General features: G+C 61.9%; 5 protein-coding genes. 4 read left to right on the forward strand and 1 reads right to left on the reverse strand.

All coding sequences use genetic code 11. The features are described from left to right. Positions 1–2: 2 nt before the first annotated feature. Entirely contained in the window at positions 3–764 is a 762-nt protein-coding gene (locus KBB36_RS20810) for an SDR family NAD(P)-dependent oxidoreductase (protein WP_290985795.1), read from the reverse strand. A 116-nt stretch (positions 765–880) separates the two neighbouring features. Between KBB36_RS20810 and KBB36_RS20815 the strand changes: the two genes are divergently transcribed. The 4 genes from KBB36_RS20815 to KBB36_RS20830 all read left to right on the forward strand — a co-directional run bounded on the left by KBB36_RS20815 (position 881) and on the right by KBB36_RS20830 (position 3,593). Further along, positions 881–1,294 (forward strand): YkvA family protein, encoded by a 414-nt coding sequence (locus KBB36_RS20815; RefSeq protein ID WP_290985798.1) that lies wholly within the window; start codon positions 881–883, stop codon positions 1,292–1,294. 103 nt (positions 1,295–1,397) lie between these two features. Beyond that, the gene (locus KBB36_RS20820) at positions 1,398–1,868 is read left to right on the forward strand and encodes a Dps family protein (RefSeq protein WP_290985800.1); all 471 of its coding nucleotides are present in this window, start codon (positions 1,398–1,400) and stop codon (positions 1,866–1,868) included. An 87-nt stretch (positions 1,869–1,955) separates the two neighbouring features. Beyond that, complete coding sequence (gene msrP / locus KBB36_RS20825; protein WP_290985804.1) at positions 1,956–2,918, forward strand: protein-methionine-sulfoxide reductase catalytic subunit MsrP; 963 nt, start codon at positions 1,956–1,958, stop codon at positions 2,916–2,918. A 24-nt stretch (positions 2,919–2,942) separates the two neighbouring features. Continuing rightward, complete coding sequence (locus KBB36_RS20830) at positions 2,943–3,593, forward strand: HAD family hydrolase (protein WP_290985808.1); 651 nt, start codon at positions 2,943–2,945, stop codon at positions 3,591–3,593. Positions 3,594–3,636: the final 43 nt, after the last annotated feature.

Genomic DNA, 3,636 nt, shown 5'->3' on the forward strand with positions numbered 1-3,636 from the left:
CCTTAACGGGGCGCCATACGCAGCGCACCATCCAGGCGGATGGTTTCGCCGTTCAGCATCTGGTTTTCGCAGATATGGCGGGCCAGCGCGGCATATTCCTCGGGCTTGCCCAAGCGCGACGGATACGGCACCGACTTGCCCAAGGATTCCTGCGCCTCGGGCGGCAGGGCGAACATCATCGGGGTGCCGAACAAGCCCGGCGCGATGGTGCAGACGCGGATGCCGAACTGGGAGAATTCCCGGGCGAGAGGCAGCGTCATGCCATGCACGCCGGCCTTGGAGGCGCCATAGGCGGGCTGGCCGATCTGGCCATCGAACGCCGCCACCGACGCGGTGTTGATGATGCAGCCGCGCTCCTTGCCATCCATCTCGGCCTGCTGCTGCATGTGATACGCCACCAGACGGATCATGTTGAACGTGCCGACCAGATTGATCTGCACCACCTTGACGAATTTCTCCAACGCCACCGGGCCATCCTTGCCCACCGCCTTCATCGGCGTGCCCACGCCGGCGCAATTCACCAGCACGCGCACCGGGCCGACCTTGGCAATGGCATCCTGCACGGCAGCCTCGCCGCCGGGACCATCGGCCACGTCGCATTTGATCGCCACGCCACCGATTTCGCCGGCGGTCTGGGTGGCCAGTTCGAGGTTCATGTCGAAGATCGCAACCTTGGCGCCGGCCTTGGCCAGTTCGCGCGCGGTGGCCGCGCCCAGACCCGAGGCACCGCCGGTGACGATAGCGCCAACACCTTTGAGATTCATGCCGAGTTCCTCCGCTTTTCTTGCTCAATTGTTGCTGTGCATTACAAAATCTGCCCGGTTTATAGCCGATGCCTGCGCCCCTTGGCGAGGGCTGCGCGCCTCACCATATCCAGAGCATGACCGCAGCAAACCGCGAAAACCTGCCAGAGGAAAGTGCGGGCGCCCTGGAGCCCGACAAGCTTGCCGCAGAGGAAGCCAGGCTGAAGCCGCAATTCCGCGCCAAATTACAGGCCGTGCTGGGTCGCCTGCCCTGGCTGCGCGACCGCCTGGCGGACCTGCTGACAGCGTTTTACTGCGCCATCGACCCGGCCACTCCGGCCCGCGCCAAAGCCACGCTGCTGGGCGCGCTGGGCTATTTCGTGCTGCCGCTGGATGCCGTCCCCGACATGTTTCTCGCGCTTGGCTATACGGACGACCTGGCCGTGCTGCTGCTGGCCATGCGCACCGTGCAGGCGCATATCACGCAACAGCACCGGGACCGGGCCAAGGCCGCCCTTGAAGCCGCCAAGAACGGCGATTTCGCAGTATGAAAATCGGCGATCAACCGCCGAAAAGACCCGTATTTAAAACAGTATGGCCATTGCCATTTTCAAGAATGGTTCCAATATAGAATGCAGCAAAGGAGAAGCCCCCATGGATATCGATATCGGGATTAATGAGAAGGATCGGAAGAAGATTGCCGATGGCTTGTCGCACCTGCTGGCCGACACCTACACGCTGTATCTGAAGACGCATAATTACCATTGGAATGTCACCGGCCCGATGTTCCAGACGCTGCATCTGATGTTCGAGCAGCATTACACCGAACTGGCGCTTGCGGTGGATGCCATCGCCGAGCGTATCCGTGCCCTGGGCTTTGCCGCGCCGGGCACCTATGCGCAATTCGTGAAGTTGAGCTCGATCCCGGAAGAAACCAAGATTCCGGCAGCCACCGACATGATCAAGAATCTGGTGAAGGGCCACGAAGCCGTGGCGCGCACCGCGCGTGCGATCTTCCCGCAGGCCGACAAGGCGAGCGACGAGCCCACAGCCGACCTGCTGACCCAGCGCCTGCAGGTGCATGAAAAGACCGCCTGGATGCTGCGCAGCCTCCTGGAAAAGTGAGCATCCCCTACCTACAAGTGTGATTGGCGAATGGCGGCGATGGGAGTAGCCTCTCCCCGTCGCCATTTGTTTTTTTAGGGGTTTAGCATGCTGATCAAGCGGCTGCGTGGCTGGGAAATCAAGGAAAGCCAGGTAACGCCCGAGGCGGTGTTCCTGAACAGGCGTCAGGCGCTGCTAGGCGCGGCCGGTATCGGCCTTGCCGGCATGATGCCGCATACCGGCCAGGCTCAGGTTGCCGGCATGGCGGGCGAACTTTATCCCGCCAAACGCAATGCCGCCTTCGAAGCCGGCCGGCCGCTGACCGAGGAAAAAGTGGCGACCACCTACAACAACTTCTACGAATTCGGCACCACCAAGCGGATTTCAGACACAGCGCAAAGCCTGAACCTGAAACCCTGGGATGTGCAGATCGACGGCCTGGTGGAAAAACCGATCACGCTGGATGCCGAAGAGCTGATCCGCAAGATGCCGCTGGAAGAGCGCATCTACCGCTTCCGCTGCGTGGAAGCCTGGGCGATGACGGTGCCGTGGAGCGGCTTTCCGGTGAAGGCGCTGGTGGATTTCGCGAAGCCGAAAAACGATGCGAAATATCTGCGCATGGAAACCTTCATGCGGCCCAAGGAAGCCCGTGGCCAGCGCCAGGATTGGTATCCCTGGCCCTATGTGGAAGGCCTGAGCATGGCCGAGGCCACCAACGATCTGGCCTTTATTTCCACCGGGGTTTACGGCAAACCGATTCCCAAGCAGATGGGCGCGCCGCTGCGGCTGGCGACGCCTTGGAAATACGGCTTCAAATCGGTGAAGTCGATCGTGCGCTTCACCTTCACCGACAAGCAGCCGAAAAGCTTCTGGGAAGATCTCGGCCCCGATGAATACGGCTTCTGGGCCAATGTGAACCCGGCTGTGCCGCATCCGCGCTGGAGCCAGGCCACCGAGGAAATCATCGGCACCGGCAACCGCATTCCCACCGTGATCTATAACGGCTATGGCGAGCATGTGGCCGGCCTCTACAAGGACATGGAAGGCCTGGGCCGCAAGCTGTTCATGTGAGCCTGCCGTGTTTAATGTGGCGGCATGAGCCACGACCTGATCGTTTTCGACCTGGATGGCACGCTGGTGGATTCCGAGCCGCTGGCCAATCGGGTGTTCCATGAAAAGTTGGCGGCTTTGGGCCTCGACCCGGCCATCGACGAGGCCCGCCTAGCGCATGACTTTACCGGCCTGAGCCTGGAAAGCTGTTTCCGCCTGGCGCACGAGCGATATGGCCTCGCCCTGCCGCCGGGCTTCCGCGACGATCTGCAGGCCGAAACCTTCCGGCGCCTGGAGCGCGACCTGCAACCGATTCCCGGCGCCGAGGCATTGCTCAGCCGCCTGCGGGGGCCACGCTGCGTGGCCTCCTCCTCCGAATCGGACAAGATCGCTTTCAGCCTGCGACGCACCAACCTTGCCCGTTTTTTCAGCCCCGGCAGCCTGTTCAGCGCCCAGCAGGTGCAGCATGGCAAACCGGCGCCGGACCTATTCCTGTTCGCAGCGCAAACCATGGGTGCAGTACCCGAAAAATGCGTGGTGGTTGAGGACAGCCTGCCCGGAGCTACCGCCGGAATACGGGCCGGCATGCAGGTTTTTGCCTTCCGGCCACAGCCCGATACCGCCCTGGATGCGCCTTTCACGGCCATGGGCTGCCGCCTCATCCGCCATCTGGATGACCTGCAAGCCTTTGTTTAGGCAGGGAAAAGACAAAAAAAGGCCGGCCTGACTGGTGTCAGGC

Origin of the sequence: Ferrovibrio sp., from assembly GCF_017994015.1 — a bacterium.
Lineage (GTDB): Bacteria > Pseudomonadota > Alphaproteobacteria > Ferrovibrionales > Ferrovibrionaceae > Ferrovibrio.

Excerpts from the sequence above, each read along its gene's own strand:
- KBB36_RS20810 (WP_290985795.1), bottom strand. The coding sequence starts at position 764 with ATGAATCTCAAAGGTGTTGGCGCTATCGTCACCGGCGGTGCCTCGGGT.
- KBB36_RS20820 (WP_290985800.1), top strand. The coding sequence starts at position 1,398 with ATGGATATCGATATCGGGATTAATGAGAAGGATCGGAAGAAGATTGCC.
- KBB36_RS20815 (WP_290985798.1), top strand. The coding sequence starts at position 881 with ATGACCGCAGCAAACCGCGAAAACCTGCCAGAGGAAAGTGCGGGCGCC.
- KBB36_RS20830 (WP_290985808.1), top strand. The coding sequence starts at position 2,943 with ATGAGCCACGACCTGATCGTTTTCGACCTGGATGGCACGCTGGTGGAT.
- msrP (WP_290985804.1), top strand. The coding sequence starts at position 1,956 with ATGCTGATCAAGCGGCTGCGTGGCTGGGAAATCAAGGAAAGCCAGGTA.